Source organism: Streptomyces genisteinicus (genome assembly GCF_014489615.1).
Classification (GTDB): Bacteria; Actinomycetota; Actinomycetes; order Streptomycetales; family Streptomycetaceae; genus Streptomyces; species Streptomyces genisteinicus.
Map to the genome: position 1 here is coordinate 6,390,089 of NZ_CP060825.1, position 23,690 is coordinate 6,413,778.

Below are 23,690 nucleotides of genomic sequence, written 5' to 3' on the forward strand. Positions count from 1 at the left end.
GCACCCGGTCCGGCCCACGTGGACCGTCCGCCCTGCCCGCTCACCGGCCGCACCCGCCGAGGGGATTCGCCATGGCACCAGAACCACCCCTGCTCACCATGTCCGGCATCACCAAGTCGTTCCCGGGCGTCCGCGCCCTCGACGGCGTGGACCTGGAGGTCCAGGCCGGCGAAGTCCACTGCCTCCTCGGCCAGAACGGCGCCGGCAAGTCCACCCTGATCAAGGTCCTGGCCGGTGCCCACCAGCCGGACGGCGGGGAGATCACCTGGCGCGGCGAGCCCGTGTCCCTGGGCTCCCCGATCGCCGCCATGCGCCTGGGCATCGCCACCATCTACCAGGAACTCGACCTGGTCGAAGGGCTGTCCGTCGCCGAGAACGTCTTCCTCGGCCACGAACCCGTCGCCGCCGGCTTCGTGGTCCGCATGTCGGCGGCCCGCACCGCCGCGGCACAGCTGCTGAAACGTCTCGGCCACCCCGAGATCGACCCCGCGCGCCACGTCGGCGAACTCTCCGCGGCCCAGCAGCAGATCGTCTCCATGGCCCGCGCCCTCTCCCACGAGGTGCGCCTGATCGTCATGGACGAGCCCTCCGCCGCGCTCGACCCCGACGAGGTCGACAACCTCTTCCGGATCGTCGGCGACCTCACGGCCGACGGCGTCGCCGTCGTCTACATCTCCCACCGCCTGGAGGAGATCCGCCGCATCGGCGACCGGGTCACCGTCCTCAAGGACGGCCGGGCGGTCGCCTGCAACCTGCCCGCGAAGTCCACCCCCACCTCCGACGTGGTCGCCCTGATGACCGGCCGCAACGTCGAGTACGTCTTCCCCGAGCGCCCCGACCCGGCGGCCCGTGCCGCCGCCGAGCCGGTGCTGCGGGTCGAAGGGCTCGCCAGGCAGGGCGAGTTCGCGCCCGTGGACCTCGAACTGCGGCCCGGCGAGATCGTCGGACTCGCCGGTCTGGTCGGCTCCGGACGCAGCGAGATCCTGGAGACCGTCTACGGCGCCCGCCGTGCCACCGCGGGGCGCGTGCTCGTCGACGGCGTCCCGCTGCGGCCCGGTAGCGTGCGGGCCGCGGTCCGCGCCGGCATCGGCCTGGCCCCCGAGGAACGCAAGGCGCAGGGCCTGCTGATGCTGGAGTCGGTCACCCGCAACGTCTCCGTCTCCACGCTGTCCCGCTTCTCCCGCGGCGGCTGGCTCGACCACGGCGCGGAGCGCGAGGCCGCCCGGCAGGCGACCCGGGAGCTGTCCCTGCGGCCCGACAACCCCGACGCGCGGATCCGCACCCTCTCCGGCGGCAACCAGCAGAAAGCGGTGCTCGCCCGCTGGCTGCTGCGCGGCTGCAAGGTGCTGCTCCTCGACGAGCCGACCCGCGGCGTCGACGTCGGCGCCCGCGCCGAGCTGTACGCCGTGATCCGCCGGCTGGCCGACGACGGCCTCGCGGTCCTCCTCGTCTCCAGCGAGGTGCCCGAGGTGCTGGGTCTCGCCGACCGCGTGCTGGTGCTGCGCGAGGGCAGCGTCGTGCACACCGCGGACGCCCGCGACCTCGACGAACACCGCGTACTCGACCTTGTGATGGAAGGAAGCCCGACGGCATGACGCAGCCAGCCACCCCGGCGCAGCAGGACGCGCCGGCCGCACCCGCCACGTCCGCACCGGACCGGAGCGGCGCCCGCCCGCCGCTGGGCTTCCGCCTGGACGTGCGCAACCTCTCCCTGCTCGGCGTGCTCGCCGTGCTGATCGCCGTCGGCGGCTTCACCAAGCCCGACGAGTTCCTGGCGACGAGCAACCTCCAGCTGGTCCTCACCCAGGCCTCCGTCATCGGCGTGGTGACCGTCGGCATGACGTTCGTCATCACGAGCGGCGGCATCGACCTGTCGGTGGGCGCGATCGTCGCCCTCGCCTCGGTCTGGGCCACCACCCTGGCGACGCAGGAGTTCGGCTTCGCCGGAATCCTGTTCACCGCCGTGGTCGTGGGCCTCGGCTGCGGCCTGGTCAACGGGCTGCTGATCGCCTACGGCGGGATGGTGCCCTTCATCGCCACGCTCGCGATGCTGGCCTCCGCCCGCGGCCTGGCCCTCCAGATCACCGACGGCAGGACCCAGATGGTCACCGTCGAATCCGTGCTCGACCTCGGGGTCCGGGACGCGTACATCCTCGGCATCCCGCCGCTGGTGCTGGTCTTCGCGGCGGTCACCCTGGTGGGCTGGCTGATCCTCAACCGCACCACCTTCGGACGCCGCACGGTGGCCGTCGGCGGCAACGCGGAGGCGGCCCGCCTCGCCGGCATCGACGTACGGCGCCAGCGCCTCTACCTCTACCTGCTGTCCGGACTGTGCTGCGGCATCGCCGCGTTCATGCTGATCGTGCTCGCCGGCTCCGGCCAGAACACCAACGGCAACCTCTACGAACTCGACGCCATCGCCGCCGCCATCATCGGCGGGACGCTGCTCAGCGGCGGACGCGGCACCATCGTCGGCTCGGTCCTGGGCGTCCTGGTCTTCACGACCATCACCAACATCTTCGCCCTGAACAACCTGGAGAGCGCCGTCCAGCAGATCGCCAAGGGCGCGATCATCGTCGCCGCCGTCCTGGTCCAGCACCGCACCCTGCGAGGCGCCGACTGACCGCGCCGCCCCCCGGCCCCCACCGAGCCCGTTCCCCACTCCGCCCATTCCTGACAGGGGTTGATCACGCCATGCCACAGATGCCCGTACCCAGCCGCAGAGGACTGCTCTTCGGAACCGCGGCCGTGTCCGCCGGAGCCCTGCTCACGGCCTGCACCAGCAACGAGCCGAAGAAGAGCGACGACGCGGCCGCCGACAAGGCGCCCGTCGCCGACGACAAGCCGGGCAAGGCCGTCACCATCGGCTTCGCCGGCCCCCAGGCCGACCACGGCTGGCTGAACGCCATCAACCAGAACGCCAAGTCCCGGGCCGAGAAGTACTCCGACGTCACCCTGGAGATCACCGAGGGCTCCAACGACACGGCGGCCCAGATCGGCCAGGTGCAGACCCTCATCAACAAGAAGGTCGACGTCCTGGTGATCCTGCCCGCCGACGGCAAGGCGCTCACCCAGGTCGGACTCCAGGCCATGAAGGCGGGCATCCCCGTCGTCAACCTGGACCGGATCTTCGCCAGCCCGCAGGCGTACCGCTGCTGGATCGGCGGCGACAACTACGGCATGGGCCTCAACGCCGGCAACTTCATCGGCGAGCAGCTCAAGGACAAGCCGGACGCCAAGGTGATCGAGCTCGCCGGTCTGGACAACCTGGAGCTCACCAAGCAGCGCACCCAGGGCTTCGACGACGCGCTGAAGAACTACCCCAACATCCGCAAGGTCGCCCGCCAGGCCGCCGACTTCACCGTCGAGTCCGGCCAGGCCAAGATGGCCCAGCTCCTCCAGGCGCAGTCCCGGTTCGACGCGCTGTGGAACCACGACGACGACCAGGGCGTCGGCGCGCTGCGCGCCATCGCCCAGGCGGGGCGCGACGACTTCCTGATGGTCGGCGGCGCGGGCGCCAAGTCCGCCATGGACGCGATCAAGGCCGGCAACAGCGTCCTCAAGGCCACCGTCCTCTACCCGCCGACCATGGCCGCCTCCGCCATCGACCTGGCCCGCGCGCTCGGTCAGGGCAAGGGCGTCAGCGGGATGGCCGAGCTGGAGATCCCGGCCTCCCTGACCCTGTACTCGGCCGTCGTCACCAAGGACAACGTCGACGAGTACCTGCCCACCGGCTTCAACTGACGGGCCCCGGCGCCGCCCGGGGCAGGACCCGCGGCCGCACCGGCCGCCGGGACACCGCCCCGGGCCCGGCCCCGCCCCCACCGTGCACACCGACGAGGAGGAAGCGAATGGAACGGACGGACAGCGACGGAGCGCCCCCGGCGCTCGGCGTGGGCATGATCGGCTACGCGTTCATGGGCGCCGCGCACTCCCAGGGATGGCGCACCGCGGCGCGTGTGTTCGACCTGCCGCTGCGGCCCGTCCTCGCCGCCGTGGCCGGCCGGGATGCGGCGGCCGTGCGCGCGGCGGCCCACCGGCACGGCTGGGCGGCAGCGGAGACCGACTGGCGCGCCCTGGTGGCCCGCGACGACGTGCAGCTCGTCGACATCTGCACGCCGGGCGACAGCCATGCGGAGATCGCGATCGCGGCACTGGAGGCGGGCAAACACGTCCTGTGCGAGAAGCCGCTCGCCAACTCCGTCGCCGAGGCGGAGGCCATGGCGGCCGCCGCCGAACGTGCCCGGGAGCACGGGCTCCTGGCCATGGTCGGCTTCAACTACCGCCGCGTGCCCGCCGTCGCGTACGCCCGCCGGCTGATCGCCGAGGGCCGCCTCGGCGCCGTGCGCCACGTGCGGGTGACCTACCTCCAGGACTGGCTCGTCGACCCCGACTTCCCGCTCACCTGGCGGCTGGAGCGGGAGCACGCGGGCTCCGGCGCTCTGGGCGACCTCGGCGCGCACATCGTGGACCTCGCGCAGTTTCTGGCGGGGGAGCCGCTGGTCGGGGTCTCGGCGCAGCTGGAGACGTTCGTCCGGGAACGGCCGCTGCTCGCGGGCGCGTCGGCGGGGCTGAGCGCCTCGGGCGGCAGCGACCGCGGGCCGGTCACCGTCGACGACGCAGCCGTCTTCACCGGCCGGCTCGCCTCCGGCGCGCTCGCCGTCTTCGAGGCCAGCCGGATGGCGCCCGGCCGCAAGAACGCGCTGCGGCTGGAGATCAACGGCGAGCGCGGTTCGATAGCGTTCGACCTGGAGCGTCTGAACGAGCTGATGTTCCACGACCACGCCGAGCCCGCCGTCACCGCCGGCTTCCGCCGCATCCTGGTCACCGAGGCCGACCACCCGTACCTGGAGGCCTGGTGGCCCCCGGGCCACGCGCTCGGTTACGAGCACACCTTCGCCCACCAGGCGCGCGACCTGGTGGTGGCCGTCGCCTCCGGAACCCAGCCCGAGCCGTCGTTCGCGGACGGGCTCCAGGTCCAGCGGGTGCTGGCGGCCGTGGAGGAGAGCGCCGGGAAGAACGCCGTCTACACGCCCGTACCGGTGCCGGCACCGGTGCCGGCCCGCGCACAGGTCTGAGAAGGAGGTCCGATGCCACGCCCGTTCACACTGTTCACCGGCCAGTGGGCCGATCTGCCGCTGGAGGAGGTCTGCGCCCGCGCCCGCGACTTCGGCTACGACGGTCTCGAACTCGCCTGCTGGGGAGACCACTTCGAGGTGGACAAGGCGCTGTCCGACCCGTCCTACCTGGACGGCAGGCACGCGCTGCTGGAGAAGTACGGCCTCAAGTGCTGGGCGGTCTCCAACCACCTGGTCGGCCAGGCGGTCTGCGACAACCCGATCGACGAGCGGCACCAGGGCATCCTGCCCGCCCGGATCTGGGGCGACGGGGAGCCGGAGGAGGTGCGCCGGCGGGCGGCCGCCGAGCTGAAGGACACCGCGCGGGCGGCGGCGGCCTTCGGCGTCGACACCGTCATCGGCTTCACCGGCTCCTCGATCTGGCACCTGGTGGCGATGTTCCCGCCGGTGCCCGAGCGGATGATCGAGCGCGGCTACGAGGACTTCGCGGAGCGGTGGAACCCGATCCTCGACGTCTTCGACGCCGAGGGCGTGCGCTTCGCCCACGAGGTGCACCCCAGTGAGATCGCCTACGACTACTGGACGACGAAGCGCGCCCTGGAGGCCGTCGGGAACCGGCCGGCCTTCGGGCTCAACTTCGACCCCAGCCACTTCGTCTGGCAGGACCTCGACCCGGTGGGATTCCTCTACGACTTCCGGGACCGGATCTACCACGTCGACTGCAAGGAGGCCCGCAAGCGCCTGGACGGGCGCAACGGGCGGCTCGGCTCCCATCTGCCGTGGGGCGACCCGCGGCGCGGCTGGGACTTCGTCTCCGCCGGGCACGGCGACGTGCCCTGGGAGGACGTGTTCCGGATGCTGAACTCCATCGGCTACCAGGGGCCCGTGTCGGTCGAGTGGGAGGACGCCGGAATGGACCGGCTGGCGGGCGCCCCGCAAGCGCTTGCCCATCTCAAGCGGTTCGACTTCGACCCGCCGAGCGCCTCCTTCGACGCGGCCTTCTCGGGCGGCGACCAGTAGAAGAACGCAGGTCCGAGCCCGGCGGCCGCGAAGCCGCCGGGCCGGTCCGGGCTGCCCGGACACGGCTTTGTCCTGCTGCGGGTAAAAGCTCGACTTCCGCTCTGCACAAGGCCTTTCCGGGCAGGAAGAACCCGGCTACCGTCCCATCTCGCGTACACGAAACAGGTGGTCCAGGAGTGACGGCGCACTCCGGTTCCACGGCACCGAGCCCGGAACGGGACGTCCCGGGGCGCACAGGGACCCCGCGAGCCGCACCGGAAACCCGCGGCGAGCGCGGCACAGGGGGACACCGCTCCTCCCCGGCGCTCCACGGCAACCCGCCCGTTCGACCGGCCCAACCGGAGGACATTCGTGCACAGTACAAGGCCAGGAGTCCGCAAGGCTCTCGCTCTCCTCACCGGAAGTCTCCTCGCGGCGACATCGCTCGCCCTGACCGCGCCGACCGCGGCATCCGCCGCCGACCCCGAAGCGGCCCCGGCCGCCGCCGAGTTCCAGCAGGTGACCCTCGCCAAGGGCGGTGAGGAGACCGGCGAGCCGATGTCGCTCGCCGTGCTGCCGGACCGCAGCGTCCTGCACACCTCCCGCAGCGGCGAGCTGCGGATGACGGACGCGGCCGGCAACACCCGCGTCGTCGGCACCGTCCCCGTCTACTCGCACGACGAGGAAGGTCTCCAGGGCATCGCCCTGGACCCCGGCTTCAGCGAGAACCGGGCGATCTACCTCTACTACGCGCCCCCGATGGACACCCCCGCCGGCGACGCCCCCAACGAGGGCACCGCGGAGGAGTTCGCGAAGTTCGACGGCGTCAACCGGCTGTCGCGCTTCCTGCTCCGCGAGGACGGCACCCTGGACAACGCCAGCGAGAAGAAGGTCATCGACATCCCGGCGACCCGCGGCATCTGCTGCCACGTCGGCGGTGACATCGACTTCGACGCGGACGGCAACCTCTACCTGTCGACCGGTGACGACTCCAACCCGTTCGCCTCCGACGGCTTCACCCCGATCGACGACCGGCCGGGCCGCAACCCCGCCTACGACGCCCGCCGCACCTCCGGCAACACCAACGACCTGCGCGGCAAGATCCTGCGCATCAAGGTGGCCGAGGACGGCTCCTACACCGTCCCCGAGGGCAACCTCTTCGCCCCCGGCACCGGGAAGACCCGGCCCGAGATCTACGCCATGGGCTTCCGCAACCCGTTCCGCTTCAGCGTCGACAAGAAGACCGGCGTCCTCTACGTGGGCGACTACGGCCCCGACGCCGGCGCCGCCGACCCGAAGCGCGGACCCGCCGGACAGGTCGAGTTCGCCCGGGTCACCGGCCCCGGCAACTTCGGCTGGCCGTTCTGCACGGGTGACAACGACCCCTACGTGGACTACGACTTCGCCACGAAGGTCTCCGGCGCCGCCTTCGACTGCGCGAACCTGAAGAACGACTCGCCGTACAACACCGGCCTGACCGACCTGCCGCCCGCGCAGGCCGCCTGGATCCCGTACGACGGCGGATCGGTGCCCGAGTTCGGCAGCGGCTCCGAGTCCCCGATGGGCGGACCGGTCTACCGCCACGACCCGGCGAACGACTCCCCGGTCGCCTTCCCCGCCGAGTACGACGGCGACTTCTTCGCCGGCGAGTTCGGCCGCCGCTGGATCAAGCGCATCGAGCAGGGCGAGGACGGGGCCGTCCAGTCCATCAACCCGGTCCCCTGGACCGGCACCCAGATCATGGACATGGCCTTCGGACCGGACGGCGCGCTGTACGTCCTCGACTACGGCACCGCCTGGTTCGGCGGCGACGAGAACGCCGGCCTCTACCGGATCGAGAACGCCACCGGCGGACGCTCCCCGGTCGCCGAGGCCGCCGCGGACAGGACCTCGGGCACCGCGCCCCTGAAGGTCTCCTTCTCCTCCGCGGGCACCACGGACGCGGACGGCGACGAACTCACCCACGCATGGGACTTCGGCGACGGCTCCACCTCCACCGCGGCGAACCCGGTCCACACCTACCGCAAGAACGGCACCTACACCGCCACCCTCACCGCGAAGGACCCGACCGGCCGCACCGGCTCCGCCAGCGTCCGGGTCGTGGTCGGCAACACCGCGCCCAAGGTGACGCTCGACCTGCCCGCGGAAGGCGCCCTCTTCTCCTTCGGCGACGAGATCCCGTTCAAGGTGACCGTCACCGACAAGGAGGACGGCACCGTCGACTGCGCCAAGGTCAAGGTGACGTACATCCTCGGGCACGACAGCCACGGCCATCCCGTCACCTCCGCCAACGGCTGCTCCGGCACCATCAAGACGTCCTCCGACGGCGGCCACGACCCCAACGCCGACATCTTCGGTGTCTTCGACGCCGAGTACACCGACGGCGGAGGCGGCGGCCAGGCCGCGCTGACCACCCACGACCAGGCCAAGCTCCAGCCCCGCCACCGCCAGGCCGAGCACTTCGACGACGCCTCGGGCGTCAAGGTCCACGACAAGGCCCCGGCCAACGGCGGCCGGACCGTCGGAGACATCGACAACGGCGACTGGATCTCCTTCACGCCCTACCACCTGGGCGGCAGCAGGAAGCTCACGGCCCGGATCTCCTCCGGCGGCGCGGGCGGCTTCCTCGAAGTGCGCGCCGGAGCCGCGAACGGCACACTCCTCGGCTCCGCGCCGGTGCCCGTGACCGGCGGCTGGGAGACCTTCCAGGACATCGAGGTGCCGCTGCGGTCGGCGCCGAAGAAGACCACCGAACTGTTCCTCGTCTTCAAGGGAGGAGCCGGAGCCCTGTACGACATCGACGACTTCGAGCTGTCGGACACGCCCGTCGACCGCGCGGCCAAGCGGGTCCTCGTCTTCTCGAAGACGGCCGGCTTCCGCCACGACTCCATCGCCACCGGAGTCGCCGCCCTCAGGGAACTCGGCGCGTCGAGCGGCATCACCGTCGACGCCACCGAGGCCGCCGGGCAGTTCACCACCGCCAACCTCGCCCGCTACGACGCCGTCGTCTTCCTCTCCACCACCGGCGACGTCCTCGACACCGCACAGCAGAAGGCCTTCGAGAACTACGTGGCCGGCGGCGGCGGATACATGGGCGTCCACGCGGCGGCGGACACCGAGTACGACTGGGAGTTCTACGGCGGCCTCGTCGGCGCCTACTTCGACTCCCACCCGCAGATCCAGTCCGCGACCGTCCGCGTCGAGGACCACGACCACCCGGCGACCGCCCATGTGCACGGCCCCTGGGAGCGCACCGACGAGTGGTACAACTACCGCACCAACCCGCGTGAGCAGGCCCGGGTCCTCGCCACCCTCGACGAGACCACGTACGAGGGCGGCACCATGAAGGGCGACCACCCGATCGCCTGGTGCCAGACGTACGAGGGCGGACGCTCCTTCTACACCGGGGGCGGCCACACCAAGGAGTCCTACGCCGAGCCGGCGTTCCGGCAGCACCTCCTCGGCGGACTGCGCTACGCCACCGGCCAGGTCAAGGCCGACTGCAAGCCGCGCACCGGCCACCGGCCCATCTTCAACGGCGAGACGCTGGACGGCTGGAAGCAGGCCGGACCCGGTTCGTTCGACGTCGTGGACGGCGAACTGCGCTCCGTGGGCGGCATGGGCATGCTCTGGTACCAGGCCAAGGAGCTCGGGTCCTACTCCCTGAAGCTCGACTGGAAGGCGGAGGGCGACGACAACTCCGGCATCTTCGTCGGCTTCCCGGCCTCCGACGACCCCTGGTCGGCCGTGAACAACGGCTACGAGATCCAGATCGACGCCACCGACGCCGCCGACCGCACCACCGGCGCCGTCTACGGCTTCAAGTCGGCGAACATCAAGGCCCGCGACCAGGTCCTGCGGCCGCCCGGACAGTGGAACAGCTACGAGATCAAGGTCCAGGGCGAACGGCTCCAGGTCTTCCTGAACGGCGTGAAGATCAACGACTTCACCAACACCGACCCGGCCCGCAGCCTGCGGAACGGCCACATCGGCATCCAGAACCACGGCGCCGCGGACCAGGTGTCCTTCCGGGACATCCAGTTGAAGGAGCTGCCCTCGTAAGAGCCGGGACCTCCGTCCGGACACCGCGCGAGCCGCCGGTGTCCGGACGAGGCCCCCGGGGCCGCCCCACGAGCCGGCGGCGGGCGGGGAGGCGCCGTACCCCCCGCCCGCCGTCCTTCCACCCCACCGGAACACCCACATGGCAGGGAGGCAGCCCGTGAACGACGGGAACGCGACGGACACGCCCACCGGGGACACCGTCACCCACGACCACCGGGAACGCACCGGAGTCTGGTTCGTCGGAGCCCGCGGATCGGTGGCCACCACGGCCGTCGCCGGATGCGCGGCCGTCACCGCGGGACTGCACCCGCCCACCGGAATGGTCACCGAGACACCGCCCTTCGGCGGCACGGGACTGCCACCGCTGGCCTCCCTCGTCTTCGGCGGACACGACACCGCCTCCTGCCCGCTGCCCAAGCGGGCCGAACACCTCACCGGAGCGGGCGTGCTGCCCGCGGGCCTGGCCTCCGCCGTCCGGGCCGACCTGGACGCCGCCGACCGGGAGATACGCTGCGGCGGTCCCGCGGCGGGCGACACACGGACCGACGAGGAACTCACCGCGTGCTTCGCCGACGACATCGCCTCCTTCCGCACCCGCCACCGGCTGGCCCGGGTCGTCGTCGTCAACGTCGCCTCCACCGAGCCGCTCCCCGAGCCCGGCGCCGACCGCCTGCCCGCCAGCTCCCTCTACGCGGCCGCCGCCCTCCGAGCCGGCTGCCCCTACGTCAACTTCACCCCGTCGACGGGGCTCCACAGCCCGGCCCTCGCGGCCGCCGCGGCGGCGAGCGGGCTTCCCCACGCGGGCCGCGACGGCAAGACCGGCCAGACCCTGCTGCGGTCCGTGCTCGCCCCGATGTTCGTCCAGCGCGCCCTCGACGTCCGGGCCTGGTCCGGCAGCAACCTGCTCGGCGGCGGCGACGGCGCGGCGCTCGCCGACCCGGCGGCCGCCGCCGCGAAGAACGCGGGCAAGGAACGCGTCCTCGCCGACACCCTCGGGCACACCCCCGAGGGCGAGGTCCACATCGACGACGTCCCCGCCCTCGGCGACTGGAAGACCGCCTGGGACCACATCGCCTTCGACGGCTTCCTCGGCTCCCGCATGATCCTCCAGACCATCTGGCAGGGCTGCGACTCCGCCCTCGCCGCCCCGCTCGTGCTCGACCTCGCCCGGCTCCTCGCCCGCGCCCACGAGGCCGGCGTCACCGGGCCCCTGCCCGCACTCGGCTTCTACTTCAAGGACCCGGACGGCGGACCCGCCGGCCTCTCCGAGCAGTTCACCGCACTCCTCGCCTTCGCCGACCGCCTCCGGGAGACCCGGTGATCCACAGCGCCGGAACGGCCGCGCCTCCCGCGCCTCCCGCGCCCGCCGCACGCGGAGCACGCGGAATACGCGGAAGCCTGCGCGCCTGGGCCGAACTGCTGCGCGTGTCGGCCCTGTTCAGCGTCCCCGGCGACGCCCTCGCCGGTGCCGCAGCCGTCGGGGCACGCCCCTGCCGGGGCACGGCCCTGGCCGTCGGCGCCTCCCTGTGCCTCTACGAGGCCGGCATGGCCCTCAACGACTGGGCGGACCGCGAGGAGGACGCAGCCGAACGCCCCCACCGCCCCATCCCGTCCGGCCGGATCGCACCCCGGCACGCCGTCGCGGCCGCCGGGGTGCTCACCGCCGCCGGTCTCACCCTCGCCGCCCGCGCGGGCCGCCCCGCCCTGGCCGTCGCCACGGCACTCTCCGCGACGGTCTGGGCCTACGACCTCCGCCTCAAACACACCCCCGCGGGCCCCGCGGCCATGGCCGCCGCCCGCGCCCTCGACCTCCTCCTCGGCGCCACGGCAACGTTGTCGGCCCAGGGCGGCGCCGACCGCTCCGGCCGAAGGGAGGGGCTCGCGCCCGCCGCGCCGGCGTCCGCGCGGGCCGGAGGTCTCCCCGCCACGTCCTCCGCCCGCCGGCGCCCCGCCGCGGTCCGCGCCGGGGCAGGCCCCACGGCCCCCGCCCCCCGCCCGCTCCGCGTGCTGCGCGGTGCCGGGCCCGCCGCCGGGGTGCTCGGGGTGCACACGTACGCCGTCACCGCCGTGTCCCGGCACGAGGTGCACGGCGGGTCGACCGGCGCGCCGCTCGCCGCGCTCGCGACGGCGACCGCGGTCGCCGGGTTCGCGGCCCGCCACCGCGACGGCCCCACAGGTCCGGAGGCCGGGCGGGCCGCCGGGGTGCTGCTCGCGGCCGCCTACGCCCGCACCGCCGCCCGCCCCTTCCTCCACGCCGCACTGAACCCGTCCCCGCAGCTCACCCAGCGGGCCGTCGGCGGCGGCATCCGGGCCATGATCCCGCTCCAGGCCGCCCTCGCGGCCCGGTCCGGGGCGACCGGCACCGGGCTGGCGGTCATGGCCCTCGTCCCGCTCGCCCGCCGCCTCGCCCGAAAGGTGAGTCCCACATGAGCACCGCGCCCTTCGCACCGGTCCGGTTCGCCTACGGCACCAACGGACTCACCGACCTGCGGCTCGACGACGCCCTCGGTCTCCTCGCCGACCTCGGCTACGACGGCGTCGGCCTCACCCTCGACCACATGCACCTCGACCCCCTGGCACCCGATCTGCCCGCCCGCACCGCCCGGGTGGCCCGGCGGCTGGACCAGCTGGGCCTCACCGCGACCGTCGAGACCGGCGCACGCTACGTGCTGGACCCACGCCGCAAGCACGGCCCCTCGCTGCTCGACCCCGACCCCGCGGGCCGCGCCGCCCGTACCGCCCTGCTCGTCACGGCCGTGCGGACCGCGGCCGGCCTCGGCGCCCACGCGGTGCACTGCTTCAGCGGCGTCACCCCGCCCGGCACCGACCCCGGCACCGCCTGGAAGCGGCTGGAGGAGGCACTGTGGCCCGTGGTCGACGCCGCGGCGGCCGCGGGCGTGCCGCTGGCCGTGGAACCGGAGCCCGGTCATCTCCTCGCCACCCTCGCCGACTTCCACCATCTGCGCACGGTGATGGGCAACCCCGGCCCCCTCGGCCTGACCCTCGACATCGGCCACTGCCAGTGCCTGGAGGAGGCGTCCCCGGCCGACTGCGTGCGCGACGCGGCGCCCTGGCTGCGGCACGTGCAGATCGAGGACATGCGGCGCGGAGTCCACGAGCACCTGCCGTTCGGCGACGGCGAGATCGACTTCCCGCCCGTGCTCGCCGCCCTCGCCGAGACCGGCTACCGGGGCCTGACGACCGTGGAACTCCCGCGGCACTCCCACGCGGGCCCCGAACTCGCCCGCACCTCGCTCGCCTTCCTGCGCGCATCGGACCCGAAGGGAGACCCGGACGCATGACCGGCACACCCCCGGCAGGCACACCCGCACCCTCCGCCGGCGCACCGCCCCCCGTCCCCGATGCGATCGGGGCACGGCTCGACGCCGCCGCCCGGACCTGGCTCGCCGACGCCGTCGCCGAAGCCGCGCACGCCGCCGGCGCCCCGCCCGAGGAACCCACCCCGTACGCCGCCCACGGCTGGGAGCTCCGGTTCGCCGCCGCCGGGCGCCACTGCGGCCACGACAACGCCGGCCCCGTCCGCGTCCTGCTGCTCACCGAGGCACGGGCCGACCTGGACACCCTCACCCGCCTCTACCGCCACGGCAGCGCCGCCGAACGCCTCGCGGTGCTCCACTCGCTGCCCCACCTCGTCCCCGGCCCCCAGGCGCTGCCCCTCGTCGACGACGCGCTGCGCACCAACGACACCCGGCTCGTCGCCGCGGCCGTGGGACCCTACGCCGGCCTCCACCTCGACCGGCACGCCTGGCGGCACGCCGTCCTCAAATGCCTGTTCACCGAGGTCCCCGTGGACGCCGTCGCCGCCCTGGAGCGGCGCGCCCCCGGCGACGCCGAACTGGCCCGCATGCTCACCGACTACGCCGCCGAACGCACGGCCGCCGGCCGCCACGTCCCCCACGACCTGGACCGGGTGCTCGCCCTGGCCACGACGCCCCCGCGGTCCGAGGAGTCCTGATGCGCATCTTCGACCCCCACATCCACATGACCTCCCGCACCACCGACGACTACCAGGCCATGTACGCGGCCGGCGTCCGCGCGCTCGTGGAGCCCGCCTTCTGGCTCGGGCAGCCGCGCACCTCCCCGGCCAGCTTCTTCGACTACTTCGACGCCCTCCTGGGCTGGGAGCCGTTCCGCGCGGCGCAGTACGGCATCGCCCACCACTGCACGATCGCCCTGAACCCGAAGGAGGCGAACGACCCGCGCTGCACCCCGGTGCTCGACGCGCTGCCCCGCTACCTGGTCAAGGACTCCGTGGTCGCGGTCGGCGAGATCGGCTACGACTCCATGACCCCGGCCGAGGACGCCGCGTTCGCCGCGCAGCTCCAGCTCGCCGCCGACCACGGTCTCCCCGCCCTCGTGCACACCCCGCACCGGGACAAGCTCACCGGCCTGCACCGCACGCTCGACGTGGTGCGCGAGTCGGACCTCCCCGCCGACCGCGTCCTCGTCGACCACCTCAACGAGACCACGGTGAAGCACGCCGTCGACAGCGGCTGCTGGCTCGGCTTCTCCATCTACCCCGACACCAAGATGGACGAGGAGCGGATGGTCGCCGTGCTCAGGACGTACGGAACCGACCGGATCCTGGTCAACTCCGCCGCGGACTGGGGCAGAAGCGACCCGCTGAAGACCCGCAAGGTGGCCGACGCCATGCTCGCCGCCGGCTTCGGCGAGGACGACGTCGACACGGTCCTGTGGCGCAATCCCGTCGCCTTCTACGGCCTCAGCGGCCGCCTCTGGCTCGACGCACCGCCGCCGCAGGACCCTCAGCACGAGGGCAACTCCATCCTCCGCGGCGGGGAATGAGGGCCCACGGATGCGCTTCCGCCACCCCGACGGGTCCGTCGTCCACCTCTCCTACTGCACCAACGTCCACCCCGCGGAGACCCTCGACGGCGTCCTCGCCCAGCTCCGCGACCACTGCGAACCCGTCCGCCGGCGTCTCGGCCGCGACCGCCTCGGCATCGGGCTGTGGCTCGCCCGGGACGCCGCCCGGACCCTGACCGACGACCCCGCCGCGCTGCGCGGACTGCGCGCGGAGCTGGAGCGCAGGGGGCTGGAGGTCGTCACCCTCAACGGCTTCCCCTACCAGGGCTTCGGCGCCGAGGAGGTCAAGTACCGCGTCTACCGGCCCGACTGGACGGACCCCGAACGCCTCGCCCACACCACCGACCTCGCCCGGCTGCTCGCCGCCCTGCTCCCCGACGACGTCACCGAGGGCAGCGTCTCCACCCTCCCGATCGCCTGGCGCACCGGCTTCGGCGCCGCCGGGGCCGAGACCGCCCGCGCCGCGCTCGCCACCCTCGCCGAACGGCTCGACGCCCTCCAGGACCTCACCGGCAGATCCATCCGGATCGCCCTGGAGCCCGAGCCCGGCTGCACGGTGGAGACCACGGCCGACGCCATCGCGCCGCTGACCGCCGTCGGCGCCCCGCACCGCATCGGCGTCTGCGTCGACACCTGCCATCTGGCGACCTCCTTCGAGGACCCGCGCACGGCGCTGACCGCCCTCGCCGCCGCGGGCGTGTCCGTCCCCAAGGCGCAGCTCTCCGCGGCGCTGCACGCCGAGCACCCGCACCTGCCCGAGGTCCGCGAGGCCCTCGCCGCGTTCGCCGAACCCCGCTTCCTCCACCAGACCCGGACCAGCACGGCCGCCGGACTGCGCGGCACCGACGACCTGGCCGAGGCGGTCGGCGGCGCGGCCCTGCCCGACGGGAGCCCTTGGCGCTCCCACTTCCACGTCCCCCTGCACGCCCCGCCCGCCCCGCCGCTGACGTCCACGCTGCCGGTCCTCACGGAGACCCTGGCGCTGCTCGTCGGCGAGGCGGCTCCCCGCACCCGGCATCTGGAGGTCGAGACCTACACCTGGCAGGCCCTCCCGCCCGAGCTGCGGCCCCGCAACCGCACCCAGCTCGCCGACGGCATCGCCGCCGAACTCACCCTCGCCCGCGACCTCCTGACCGACCTCGGACTCAAGGAGCTGCCATGAGCCACCCAACCGACGGCACCGGCGGCACGGACGGCACCCCCGCCGACGGCACCCGGCGCCCCACCCCGCTGCTCGTCCTGGACGTCGTCGGCCTCACCCCCCGCCTCCTCGACCACATGCCGCACCTGAAGGCCCTCGCGGAGTCCGGCTCGCAGGCGCCGCTGTCGACCGTCCTGCCCGCCGTCACCTGCGCCGCCCAGTCGACCTTCCTCACCGGCACACTCCCCGCCGAGCACGGCATCGTCGCCAACGGCTGGTACTTCCGCGAACTCGGCGACGTGCTGCTGTGGCGGCAGCACAACGGACTCGTCTCCGGCGACAGGATCTGGGACGCGGCACGCCGCGCCCACCCCGGCTACACCGTCGCCAACATCTGCTGGTGGTACGCGATGGGCGCCGACACCGACGTCACCGTCACTCCCCGCCCCGTGTACTACGCCGACGGCCGCAAGGAACCCGACTGCTACACCCGCCCGCCCGAGCTCCACGACGAACTCACCGCGGAATTCGGCACGTTCCCCCTGTTCCAGTTCTGGGGACCGGGCGCCGGCATCGTCTCCAGCCGCTGGATCGCGGACGCCACCCGCCACGTCATGCGCACCCGCCGGCCCGATCTGACCCTCTGCTACCTGCCCCACCTCGACTACGATCTCCAGCGCTACGGACCCGACGACCCGCGCTCCCACCGGGCGGCCGCCGAACTCGACGCCGTGATCGGGCCGCTGCTCGACGACGCCCGGCGCGAGGGGCGCACCGTCGTCGCCCTCTCCGAGTACGGCATCACCCGGGTGAGCCGGCCGGTGGACGTCAACCGGGCCCTGCGGCGCGCCGGACTCCTGGAGGTCCACACCCAGGACGGCATGGAGTACCTGGACCCGATGGCCTCCCGCGCGTTCGCCGTCGCCGACCACCAGCTCGCCCACGTCTACGTCCGCAGGCCGGAGGACCTGGAGGCCGTCCGGGAGGTGCTGGCCGCGCTGCCCGGGGTCGAGCAGATCCTGGACGACGAGGGGAAGAAGGCGAACGGGCTCGACCATCCGCGTTCGGGGGAGCTGGTCGCCGTCGCCGACCCGGACGCCTGGTTCACCTACTACTACTGGCTCGACGACGCCCGCGCGCCCGACTTCGCCCGTCTCGTCGAGATCCACCGCAAGCCCGGCTACGACCCGGTCGAGCTCTTCATGGACCCCCAGGACCCGTACGTACGCCTGAAGGCGGCGGGCGCGCTCGCCCGCAAGAAGCTCGGCATGCGCTACCGGATGGCCGTCGTGCCGCTGGACCCCTCGCCGATCCGGGGCAGCCACGGCCGCCTCCCCGCGAGCGACGACGAAGGTCCGCTGCTGCTCTGCTCCACCCCCCAGGCCGTCGGCGGCCGCGTCGCGGCCACCGAGGTGAAGTCGCTGCTGCTGCGGCTCGCCGGGCTCGGGCCGGCCGCGGAGCACGCCGCGGCGCCTGCCTGAACCGCACCGCACCGCGGCGTACCCGGCGCCCGCGCGCCCGTCCCGTCGTGCCGTCCTGTGCCGTTGCGTTGCGTTCGACGCGACCCGTCCCGCACATCCCGCCAGTCCCGCCAGTCCTGTCCGTCCTGCACGTCCCACAGGAAAGAGATCACGTGACCGCGTTCCACGACGAATCCGCCACCGGCGAGTCCCTGCGCCGCTCCCTCGGCGTCGACCGCCGCCGCTTCCTCAGCACCTGCACCGCCGCGGCGGCCGCCGCCGTCGCCGCCCCGGTCTTCGGCGCCGCGCCCGCCGTCGCCCGCGGCGGCCCCCACCACGGGCACGGCCACGGTCCGGGCCGCGGCTCCGTCCTCGTACCGCCCCACAAGCGCGGCATCATCCTCTACACCGTCCGCGACGCCACCGGGCGCGACCCGCTCGCCACCGAATTGCCGTCCGGCTTCCGCGAGGTGTTCCGCCAGCTGTCCCGGTACGGGTACCGGCAGGTGGAGTTCGCGGGCTACCGCCAGCACGCCAACGCCCCCGGCGGCGCGGACCTGGAGACGGTGCAGGGCGCGAGACTGCTCCGCTCCTGGCTGGACGACTACGGCCTGCGCGCCCAGGGCAACCACGGCTTCATCCCCGGCTCCTGGCCGTTCACCGCACCCGATCTCGACACCTTCAAGCGGCATCTGGAGATCGCCAACATCATCGGCATGGACCACATGGGGACCGGCGGCGACCCCACCGGCAGCTCCCACCGCGCCGACTGGGACGTCGCCGCCGACAAGTGGAACGCGCTCGGCGCCGTCGCCCGCCGGGAGGGGATCAAGCTCTACACCCACAACCACGACGCGGCGTACGGCTTCCTGCTGGACGGCGGACCGCTCGACGAGCAGGGCCGCCCCACCCGCAGTTCCGGTGTCCGCAAGCTGGAATACTTCCTGCAGCGGACCGATCCGCGCCTGGTCTGGCTGGAGATGGACGTGTACTGGGCGCACGTCGCCCAGTACAAGTTCCGCTCGTACACCGCCCACGACGGGTCCCCGGTGGAGCAGGTATTCGACCCGGCCGCACTGGTGGCCCGCAACACCGCCCGCTATCCGCTGTTCCACGCCAAGGACGGCACCGTCAACACGGAGAACGGCCAGGGCTACGACATGGTCACCTTCGGCGAGGGCGACATCGACTACCGGACGTTCTTCCGGCGGGTGGGCGCGAAGAACCACCACAACCCGATGATCGAGCACGACGGCGCGCCCAGCGCCACCGTGCCGGGCCAGTCCCTGGAGGTGGCACGGGCGAGCTACGAGAACCTGGCCGCGCTGCGCTCCCGGCGCTGACGGCCGGCCGGTCCCGCCCGCACGCGCGGCGGGCGGGACCGCGCTGTTCGGATCTGTTCGGAGAAGTCGCTACCGACCGGTAGTAAGAAAGACGTCTTCCGTCCATGATGGGGCGCGAGCATGTCAACTCGTTCGCCGGAGACCACGGCGTACGGGCCCTGAGCTGGTTCCACACCCAGGAGACCCCCCATGCATGCACGCGCCACGACCACCCGCGCCGCCGTCACCCTCGCGGCCGGGCTCGCTCTCGCCGCCGTCCCGGCCGTCCAGGCCACCGCCGCCGAGGCGGCAGCCGACCGGGCCCCCGCCGCAACCGCCACCGCGACCGCGGCGGGCACGGCGAGCGTCGACTACGCCGCCTGGCAGCGCGACGTCACCGCCGCCCTCGCCGGGGCCCGCGCCCACATCGAGGCCCGGACCGCCACGGGCGGCGGGAAGCAGGCGATCGTCCTCGACATCGACAACACCTCCCTGGAGACCCACTTCCACCCCTTCTGGAAGCTCCCCACCCCGGCCGTCACCCAGGTGCGCGAGCTGGCCCGGTACGCCGACTCGCGGGGCGCGGCCGTCTTCTTCGTCACCGCCCGGCCCGGCATCATCCACTCGCTCACCGACTGGAACCTGAAGAAGGCCGGCTACCCGGTCGACGGTCTGTACGTGCGTGACCTGCCCGACCTGTTCGAGGAGGTCAGCGCCTACAAGACGGAGAAGCGCGCGGAGATCGAGGCGAAGGGCTACACGATCATCGCCAACATCGGCAACAACACCACCGACATCGTCGGCGGCCACGCCGAGAAGGCGTACAAGCTCCCCGACTACGACGGGCAGTTGTCGTAGCCGCGGAGGGCGGGGAACGCCCGGGTGGCCGCGGCGCCCGCAGCTGAGGCCGCCGCGGCCACCCGAGGCCCTGCCCCTGCCCCTGCGCCGGTCCCGGGGGCTGCGGCGGTCAGGGACCCGCGTGCACCTGGCACGCCCACAGACTGGGCGACAGCGGGTACAGATCACGCAGCGCGCACACCGCCCGGTGCACGGCCTCGGCCGTGCGGGCGACGTCCAGCGTGCCGTCGCCGCGGTGCAGGACGTCGTACACCCGCCGCGCGACCTCCGCCCCGATCACGTCGTCGACCTGCCACAGCGACCCGACGACGTGGGGGAAGCCCGCGATCTGGAAGGCGCTGACGATGTGGACGGCCTCGTCGGTGAGTTCGGGCGTGGACCGCAGCGTGTCGCACGCCGACAGGTAGGCGAGACGCACCGACGGCAGCCGCAGCCGGGCCAGTTCGCGGACGGTCAGCGGGTGTTCCGCGTGATCGTGCAGGACGAGCCGGCTGCCGGACGCCCGCTCCGGGTCGCCGAGCGCGTGGCAGGCGAAATGCGCGTGCGCGTGCCCGTGCAGGGCCGCGACGACCGCCGAACGCGTCGCGGAGGCGTCGGCCAGCAGCGTGGCGCCGGGCAGCAGGCCGGCCAGCCGGCCCGCCTCCTCGCGCGCACCCGGCAGCGGGGGCGCCCCCGCTGCCTCCGGGACACCGACCACCAGGGTGCCGGTGCCCCCCGGGCGGGCGGTGCGCCGGCGGGCGTGGTCCAGCGCCCGCAGCGTCGGCGTGTACGAGGAGACCACCCGGTCCAGCGCGCCGGGGCCCTCCCCTCCGGGGGCGGCCGCGTGCAGCGGCAGGGTCCCCAGCACACCGCCGGGCGACCACCACACACGGTCCGCCCCCGCGAGACGGTCCAGGACCGGGCCGGTCACCGCCCGCCACAGCCAGGCCAGGGTCTCCCGCACCTCCCGCTGCGCACGCCGCGACTGCTCGCGCGAGGTCCCCGGCGCGCCGAGGCGCTCCAGCGCCCTCTCGAAGCCCGCACGGCGCGCGGCCGTCGTCCCCGGATCGAGCTCCGGAAGGGGCACCGCGCCGACACCGGCCCCGGCGACGACGAGGGCGTGACTGCCGTACGCGGAGACGTTGACCAGCACCACCGGGCCGTGCGCGGCGATGGCCCGCACTTCGCCCTCGTCCCACTCCCGCACCGGCCGCAACAGTCCCAGCCCGGGGTGCTCGGCGCGGATCCGGGCGGTGAGACCGCGCCACTCGGCGGCGAGCCGCTGCCGCGCGTCGGTGCGTGCGCCCGAAGAGACGGACGGCTCCTCCGGCAGCGGCACCAGGTCACCGGTCGCCGCGCCGAGCGCGTCCCGCACCTCCTCGAAACGCGCGGCCAGTGCGGGATCGGCCTCCCGCAACCGGGTGAGATCGCTGTCGCCGTCGAACGCGTGGGACAGGATCACCCCCCTGGCCTGCTCGAGCAGCCCGACCGCCAGACCCGGCCGGCCGCACCGCACCGCACAGGCTGCCGCGTCCGCGCCCAGCCCCACCGCACGGCCGAGCAGCAACTCCTGGTCGTCCCGCCCGAGATGGCGGGGCGCCACGGCGTGCAGCAGGTCGACCGCGAGGGTGAACCCCTCCAGGGCGCCGTCCCAGTCGCCGAGTTCCGCCCGGGTCTCGCCCCAGGCCCGCGCGGCGCTCAGCCGCAGCCCGGGAGCGCACTGCTCCTCCCGCGCGCCTTCCCGGAACCGCTCGGACGCCTCGGCGAGAACGGCCCGGCGGCGGCTGCCGCGGGACCGCACGCCGCGCAAGGCGTTTCCGAGGTTGAACAGACGCTGGGTGCGCGCCGGATGGCCGGACGGCGTGGCCCCGGCCGCACGACGGTACAGCGCGACCGTCTCGTCGCGGACGGTCGGCGACAGCAGGTTGCGCAGGGTCATGTGCCGTGTGTTCGCGGCCACCGTCAGAGCGGCGGGCAGCTCCGGGGAGTCCGGGGGCAGCGACGCGACCACCGCGTCGGCCAGTGCCCGTGCCTCCCGCGCGTCCTCGAACCGCATCGTCCTCGCACCGCGGCCCAGCAGGGCGATCGCGAGGTTGTGCCGTCGCAGCAGAAGTTTCGGGTCGCCCTCCGGGGTCATCGCGAGCCCCTGCCGCATGTACTCCACCGCCTCGTCGAGCCGGCCGGCCGGGTCGGCGGCACGTTCGGCACCGACCATCACGGCGAACCCGATGGCGGAGAGCAGCGACGCCCGGTGCGCGGGCCCCAGGCCGGGCAGCTCGGCTGCCCGGCGCCGGCACGCTTCGGCCTCCCGCAGATCGTCGCCGTCCTCGGTCAGTTGATGCCGCACGCTCAGCGCGCCCCCGAGGTTGAGCAGGCGCAGCCCGAGCACCGCGTTCCCCTCGCGCGTCAGCTCCACCGACTCGCGATGGACCAGGACGGCTTCGTTCAGGTCCTCCGGCCGCCCCGTGCGCTGGAAGCAGGCGACCAGCACCAGCCCGAGGTCGTCGAGCGCCGCCGGGCGGTCCGGGTGGCCGCGCGCCATCCGCGATTCGGCGTACCGCAGCCTGCGCAGCGCCTCGTCCAGATCGGCCCCGTGCTCGCGCGGGTCGCGCAGATACCGGTTGAACAGGGCCATCGCGGGGGCGAGGAGCGGCGGCTCGGAGCCGTCCGCCGTGCCGTCCGGGGCGGGGGAGGAGTCGACGAGGCCGAGCGCCTCGTCGAGGTCGGCCCGGGAACCCGTCGCCACCGACCGGGCGCGCAGGGCGTTGCTCAGCGCGTTGCGCAGCGCCGCGGTCCCGCCCCTGCTGTCCGCCGCCCCCAGGGCCGTCCTGTACACGGCGATCGCCTCGCCCAGGTCCACCACCCGGCCGGTGTGCTGCGACCGCAGGACGAGGGCCATGCCCAGGTCGAGGCCGGCGTGGACGGGCCCCCTGCGGTGTCCGGCGAAGGCCCGGCGGCACACGTCCACCAGCTCGTCGCACTCCGCCGCCGTCGCCCCCTCCGCGGACCGCAGACGGTGCAGCGCTTCCCCCAGCACGCTCAGGCACAGCGGCATCCGGGAGTGGTCCCGCGGCAGCTGGGCCACCACGTCCCGTGCCATGCCCACCGCCTCCTGCAGGTCCTCGTCGTCGAACGCGTCGCCATGACGGTCCAGCAGGAGGCAGCTCAGCCCCGCCAGGACGAGGAGACGCTCCGGGGACTCGGCCGGGACGCGCCGCAGCACACCGCGGACGAACCCGACCGGGTCCTCGCCGTCGACGGGCCCGAACGGCCACATCGGCCCCGCGAAGGCCGCGACCTCGGACACCAGACGGAGACGGCCGGTGAACCACGGGTCGTACTCCGGCGTCGCGAGCAGGGCGAGACCGCCGAGCCCGGCCGCCGTGCCGATCCGCGCCTCTCTCGACAGCGTCAGGGTGTCCAGCAGCGCCACCAGCTCGGGCGGCAGCTCGCTCTGCCGCCCCTGCAGCACGAGACTCGACGCGGCGGCCTCGGCCGCCCACTCGTGAGGGCCGTCCGCGTCCGACGGATCGGGCCGGGTGCCGGGCGCGAGCGCGGCGTAGCCCGCGGCCAGCTCAGGCGGCACCAGCTCCGCGTCGGCGACCCACACCGGGTACAGCAGCGTGCCGGCCATGCAGCCGTGCACCCGGCCGCGCTCGCAGGGATCCGCCGCCGCGCGGGCGAGGCAGAGCCAGCCGGCCGCATGCCGGGCCGCCATGTCCGTCCGCGTGTCGCAGGTCCGCAGCAGCCCTCTCAACTCCGCCTCGGCCGCCGGCCCGTACACCGTCCGCGCGTCGACCCGCCCGTAGGACGCCCAGGCCCGTTCCAGACGCGCGTGGACCGCCTGGAGGAACCCGTCCCGGTCGTACCCCACCCGTCCCCCCGGCCACCTCGGATGACTGTCAACACACCAGTATTCACCGCTGAGTTCGTGCAGACTGGG

At 73.8% G+C, this 23,690-nt stretch carries 16 protein-coding genes; 15 read left to right on the forward strand and 1 reads right to left on the reverse strand.

Annotation, left to right across the window (positions count from 1 at the left end; all coding sequences use genetic code 11):
• Positions 1-71: 71 nt before the first annotated feature.
• The 15 genes from IAG43_RS27510 (at position 72) to IAG43_RS27580 (ending at position 19,768) form a co-directional block, all read left to right on the forward strand.
• A complete protein-coding gene (locus tag IAG43_RS27510; RefSeq protein WP_187743369.1) occupies positions 72-1,595 on the forward strand; it encodes a sugar ABC transporter ATP-binding protein in 1,524 nt (507 codons plus the stop codon).
• Positions 1,592-2,623 carry an ABC transporter permease gene (locus IAG43_RS27515; RefSeq protein ID WP_187743370.1) on the forward strand — a complete coding sequence of 344 codons (1,032 nt, stop codon included), beginning with the start codon at positions 1,592-1,594 and terminating at the stop codon, positions 2,621-2,623. The genes IAG43_RS27510 and IAG43_RS27515 overlap by 4 nt, the downstream gene beginning before the upstream one ends.
• Before the next feature lie 80 nt (positions 2,624-2,703).
• Positions 2,704-3,744, forward strand: a complete 1,041-nt coding sequence (locus tag IAG43_RS27520; RefSeq protein ID WP_187743371.1) for a substrate-binding domain-containing protein — start codon at positions 2,704-2,706, stop codon at positions 3,742-3,744.
• Between the two features lie 107 nt (positions 3,745-3,851).
• Positions 3,852-5,078 (forward strand): Gfo/Idh/MocA family protein, encoded by a 1,227-nt coding sequence (locus IAG43_RS27525; protein ID WP_187743372.1) that lies wholly within the window; start codon positions 3,852-3,854, stop codon positions 5,076-5,078.
• Between the two features lie 12 nt (positions 5,079-5,090).
• Positions 5,091-6,098, forward strand: a complete 1,008-nt coding sequence (locus tag IAG43_RS27530) for a sugar phosphate isomerase/epimerase family protein (RefSeq protein ID WP_187743373.1) — start codon at positions 5,091-5,093, stop codon at positions 6,096-6,098.
• A 351-nt stretch (positions 6,099-6,449) separates the two neighbouring features.
• Entirely contained in the window at positions 6,450-10,139 is a 3,690-nt protein-coding gene (locus IAG43_RS27535; RefSeq protein WP_187743374.1) for a ThuA domain-containing protein, read from the forward strand.
• A 139-nt stretch (positions 10,140-10,278) separates the two neighbouring features.
• Positions 10,279-11,460: an inositol-3-phosphate synthase gene (locus IAG43_RS27540; RefSeq protein ID WP_187743375.1), complete on the forward strand. Its 1,182-nt coding sequence runs from the start codon at positions 10,279-10,281 to the stop codon at positions 11,458-11,460.
• A gap of 77 nt (positions 11,461-11,537) precedes the next feature.
• Positions 11,538-12,569, forward strand: a complete 1,032-nt coding sequence (locus IAG43_RS27545; RefSeq protein WP_187744667.1) for an SCO3242 family prenyltransferase — start codon at positions 11,538-11,540, stop codon at positions 12,567-12,569.
• The gene (locus tag IAG43_RS27550) at positions 12,566-13,441 is read left to right on the forward strand and encodes a sugar phosphate isomerase/epimerase family protein (protein WP_187743376.1); all 876 of its coding nucleotides are present in this window, start codon (positions 12,566-12,568) and stop codon (positions 13,439-13,441) included. Before IAG43_RS27545 ends, IAG43_RS27550 begins: the two co-directional genes overlap by 4 nt.
• Complete coding sequence (locus IAG43_RS27555) at positions 13,438-14,115, forward strand: EboA domain-containing protein (protein ID WP_187743377.1); 678 nt, start codon at positions 13,438-13,440, stop codon at positions 14,113-14,115. Before IAG43_RS27550 ends, IAG43_RS27555 begins: the two co-directional genes overlap by 4 nt.
• The gene (locus IAG43_RS27560) at positions 14,115-14,966 is read left to right on the forward strand and encodes a TatD family hydrolase (RefSeq protein WP_187743378.1); all 852 of its coding nucleotides are present in this window, start codon (positions 14,115-14,117) and stop codon (positions 14,964-14,966) included. Before IAG43_RS27555 ends, IAG43_RS27560 begins: the two co-directional genes overlap by 1 nt.
• Before the next feature lie 10 nt (positions 14,967-14,976).
• On the forward strand, positions 14,977-16,149 hold the full coding sequence (gene eboE, locus IAG43_RS27565; protein ID WP_187743379.1) for a metabolite traffic protein EboE: 1,173 nt from the start codon (positions 14,977-14,979) through the stop codon (positions 16,147-16,149).
• Positions 16,146-17,609 (forward strand): alkaline phosphatase family protein, encoded by a 1,464-nt coding sequence (locus IAG43_RS27570; protein ID WP_246574586.1) that lies wholly within the window; start codon positions 16,146-16,148, stop codon positions 17,607-17,609. Before eboE ends, IAG43_RS27570 begins: the two co-directional genes overlap by 4 nt.
• A gap of 152 nt (positions 17,610-17,761) precedes the next feature.
• On the forward strand, positions 17,762-18,931 hold the full coding sequence (locus tag IAG43_RS27575) for a sugar phosphate isomerase/epimerase family protein (protein ID WP_187743380.1): 1,170 nt from the start codon (positions 17,762-17,764) through the stop codon (positions 18,929-18,931).
• Between the two features lie 189 nt (positions 18,932-19,120).
• On the forward strand, positions 19,121-19,768 hold the full coding sequence (locus IAG43_RS27580; RefSeq protein WP_187743381.1) for an HAD family acid phosphatase: 648 nt from the start codon (positions 19,121-19,123) through the stop codon (positions 19,766-19,768).
• 109 nt (positions 19,769-19,877) lie between these two features.
• On the opposite strand, the gene IAG43_RS27585 is transcribed toward IAG43_RS27580, so the two are convergent.
• Complete coding sequence (locus IAG43_RS27585) at positions 19,878-23,621, reverse strand: CHAT domain-containing protein (RefSeq protein ID WP_187743382.1); 3,744 nt, start codon at positions 23,619-23,621, stop codon at positions 19,878-19,880.
• Positions 23,622-23,690: the final 69 nt, after the last annotated feature.

Bases quoted from the DNA above. Each gene is read 5' to 3' on its own strand.
- IAG43_RS27525 (WP_187743372.1), top strand. From the start codon at position 3,852: ATGGAACGGACGGACAGCGACGGAGCGCCCCCGGCGCTCGGCGTGGGC.
- IAG43_RS27510 (WP_187743369.1), top strand. From the start codon at position 72: ATGGCACCAGAACCACCCCTGCTCACCATGTCCGGCATCACCAAGTCG.
- IAG43_RS27520 (WP_187743371.1), top strand. From the start codon at position 2,704: ATGCCCGTACCCAGCCGCAGAGGACTGCTCTTCGGAACCGCGGCCGTG.
- eboE (WP_187743379.1), top strand. From the start codon at position 14,977: ATGCGCTTCCGCCACCCCGACGGGTCCGTCGTCCACCTCTCCTACTGC.
- IAG43_RS27555 (WP_187743377.1), top strand. From the start codon at position 13,438: ATGACCGGCACACCCCCGGCAGGCACACCCGCACCCTCCGCCGGCGCA.
- IAG43_RS27550 (WP_187743376.1), top strand. From the start codon at position 12,566: ATGAGCACCGCGCCCTTCGCACCGGTCCGGTTCGCCTACGGCACCAAC.
- IAG43_RS27540 (WP_187743375.1), top strand. From the start codon at position 10,279: ATGGCAGGGAGGCAGCCCGTGAACGACGGGAACGCGACGGACACGCCC.
- IAG43_RS27580 (WP_187743381.1), top strand. From the start codon at position 19,121: ATGCATGCACGCGCCACGACCACCCGCGCCGCCGTCACCCTCGCGGCC.
- IAG43_RS27530 (WP_187743373.1), top strand. From the start codon at position 5,091: ATGCCACGCCCGTTCACACTGTTCACCGGCCAGTGGGCCGATCTGCCG.
- IAG43_RS27515 (WP_187743370.1), top strand. From the start codon at position 1,592: ATGACGCAGCCAGCCACCCCGGCGCAGCAGGACGCGCCGGCCGCACCC.
- IAG43_RS27570 (WP_246574586.1), top strand. From the start codon at position 16,146: ATGAGCCACCCAACCGACGGCACCGGCGGCACGGACGGCACCCCCGCC.
- IAG43_RS27560 (WP_187743378.1), top strand. From the start codon at position 14,115: ATGCGCATCTTCGACCCCCACATCCACATGACCTCCCGCACCACCGAC.